Annotated in this window: 2 protein-coding genes; one reads left to right on the top strand and one right to left on the bottom strand. The window is 66.4% G+C overall.

Going from position 1 to position 2,851, the window contains the following annotated elements:
• Nucleotides 1–1,205 (top strand): glycoside hydrolase family 28 protein (locus E4L98_RS22345; protein ID WP_135203749.1); only part of this gene is annotated, 1,205 nt, incomplete at its 5' end.
• Here E4L98_RS22345 and E4L98_RS22340 read toward each other — a convergent pair.
• On the bottom strand, nt 1,199–2,761 hold the full coding sequence (locus E4L98_RS22340) for a glycoside hydrolase family 43 protein (protein ID WP_135203748.1): 1,563 nt from the start codon (nt 2,759–2,761) through the stop codon (nt 1,199–1,201). The genes E4L98_RS22345 and E4L98_RS22340 overlap by 7 nt on opposite strands.
• Nucleotides 2,762–2,851: the final 90 nt, after the last annotated feature.

The raw sequence follows: 2,851 nt of genomic DNA, 5'->3' as shown, positions 1-2,851 counted from the left end.
GCACCGTGCGGCTGACCAGGGGCGACCACGTCAGCGGCACCATCGTGCTGCGTTCCGGCGTGATGCTGGAAGTAGCCGAGGGCGCGCGCCTGCTGGCCAGCACCGATCTGCAGCACTATCCCGAGCACAAGGCCCGGCGGCCGACGGTCATGGACAGCAACATGGGCATGAACCAGTCGCTGATCTTCGCCGAAGGCTGCGAGCGCATCGGCATCTGCGGCCAGGGCCTGATCGACGGCCGCGGCACCAAGGACAACTTCCCCGGCGAGGAAACCGTCGGCGCCACGCCGGGCCGCCCGTTCATCATCCGCGTGATCGATTGCCGCGCGGTGGTGATCCGCGACATCCACCTGAAAGACTCGCCGTGCTGGATGCAGAATTACCTCAACTGCGACGATCTGCTGATCGACGGCATCCACGTGGAAAACCAGGCCAACCACAACAACGACGGCCTCGACATCGACAGCTGCCGCCGCGTCATCGTGCGCAACAGCTTCATCAACGCGCAGGACGACGCCATGTGCTTCAAGGGCGCCGGCCAGCGGCTGGCGGAACACATCCTGATCGAAAACTGCGCGTTCTACAGCACCTGCAACGCGCTGAAGTTCGGTACCGACTCGCAAGGCGACTTCCGCAACGTGCTGGTGCGTAACGTCACGCTGGGCGGGCCGGCCGCCGACATGCGCGCCATCAACCGCCGCAAGGCCGACGGCGGCGTCTCGTGGGAAACCGTCGACGGCGGCAGGCTGGAACGCCTGCTGGTGCACGACGTCCGCATCGTGCGTGCGGAAAGCCCGCTGTTCCTGCGCCTGGGCGACCGTGGCCGCGTGCGGCCGGAACAGAAGCGTCCCGGACCGGGCACGTTGCGCCATATCGTATTCGACCGCATCCGCGGCGACGACAACGGCATGCGCGGCTCCTTCTTCACCGGCGTGTCGTGGAAGCAGATCGAACAAGTGCTGCTGCGCGATATCGACCTGGCGATGGCGCCGGCCACCGAAGCGGCGGCCGGCCAGAACGCGATCCCGGAAGCGCCGGCCGACTATCCCGATCCGCACATGTTTGCCAGAGTGATGCCGGCCTACGGCCTGTGGGCGCGCCAGATCACGGGCCTGACGTTGCAGCGCGTGCGCTTCCGCGTCGGCGGCAAGGATGCGCGGCCGGAGGTGCTGGCCGGCGCGGGCGCGCAACTGTGCCGTCAGTGAGTCACGCGGAACCAGTCGACATCGATGTAGCCGGCCGCCGCCGATTTGGTGTAGGTGAACACGGCCGGCCTGCTGCCCTTCCACCATGAGAATTTGGCCAGTTCGGTGACCGGGCCGATGTCGGTGTACGGCCCGTTCTCGGCCAGCGCATACGAGAATTGCACGGTCTGGTCCGGCTTCACCACGGCGCGCAACAACACCGCGTTGGCGGCCAGCTGCGCGCCACGCGTCTCCACGCCGGCATTCGAATAGGTGAGGTAATTCGTCCCGCCCTCGCGCACCACGCCCAGCCACGGCACCTTCACGCCGAACAGGCTGAGACCGGCGCGCTGGCTGTCGACCATCCCGCCCAGTTCCAGGCGCGTGACGATTTCCGACTGCGGTCCCTGCAGGATCTGCGTCAGCGTATTGCGCGCGCCGACCAGATATTGCGACTGGCTGGCGTGGATGCGCAGGAAGCCGGGCCGCTGCGTCAGGCTCCAGCGCCGGTCATCGGGATTGTGATTCCACGACCACTGCAAGCCCAGCTGCGCGGAAGAGAACTCATCGCTGTCCTGCAGCCGGTATTCGGCCAACTGAGCGGGCGACAGCGTCGCCGTCCGCGGCGCGGCATGACTCGGCACCGGCAGGCCGGCATCGCCCATCACCGGCCAGTCGTCGCGCCAGGTCACCGGCTGCAGATGGACGATGCGGCCGAACGCGCCGGTGCTGTTGAAGTGCATGAACCAGCCCTCGCCCGCTGGCGTTTCCACGTAACCGCCCTGATGCGGACCGCTCAATCCGTTGCCTGGCTGGAGCACCGTGCGCGATTCGTAGGGCCCGTCGATCCGGCGCGCGCGCAGCACCGCCTGCGGCCCGCTGCCGACGCCGCCGATCGGCGCAAAAATATAGTAGTAGCCATTGCGCTTGTAAAACTTGGGGCCTTCGAACACCGGCAGATTGACCCTGTCCTCGACGATGGTCTTGCCGGCGTCCAGCAGCGTCTTGCCGTCCGGGCTCATCGCATGCAGGATCCCGGGACCGGCGCCCACCCGCGAGTGGATCAGCCAGGCCTTGCCGTCATCATCCCAGAACGGGCACGGATCTTCGTAACCGGGACCGGCCAGCACCGTCACCGGCGTCGACCAGGCCCCGGCCGGATCGCGGCTGCTGCTCATGAAGATGCCTTCGTTGGGCGTGGCCCAATAGACGTAAAACAGGCCGTTGTGGAAGCGTATCGCCGGCGCCCACACGCCCCCCGCATAGCGCAGGCCGTCGCCGACCGGCTTGGATACCGCGTCGGTCAGCGGATACGACGCCGACATGTCGTAGGCCGGATGGAAATCCAGTTTGGGCAGCACGTGGCCGACGATTTTCCAGTGCACCAGGTCCTTGGACTTCAGCACCGGAATGCCGGGCGAAAAATGGAAGCTGGACGCCACCAGGTAGTAATCGTCGTCCACGCGGATCACATCCGGGTCGGAATAATCGGCATACAGCACCGGATTGGCATACGTCCCAGCCGTGCCCGATGCGCACGCCAGGGCCAGCGCCCAAGCTACCGCCAGTTTCCGCATGCCCGCCTCCGCGATTGAGATAGCTGGCAGTAGAAAGCAGCGCGGCGCGGCTGTCAATCCGGTAGCCGCTCAACATGGTGATCAGTACGG

This window comes from Duganella callida, from assembly GCF_004614165.1.
Lineage (GTDB): Bacteria > Pseudomonadota > Gammaproteobacteria > Burkholderiales > Burkholderiaceae_D > Rugamonas > Rugamonas callida.
Note: the sequence above shows the minus strand (reverse complement) of the source record. Positions and strands in the feature narration are given on the sequence as shown.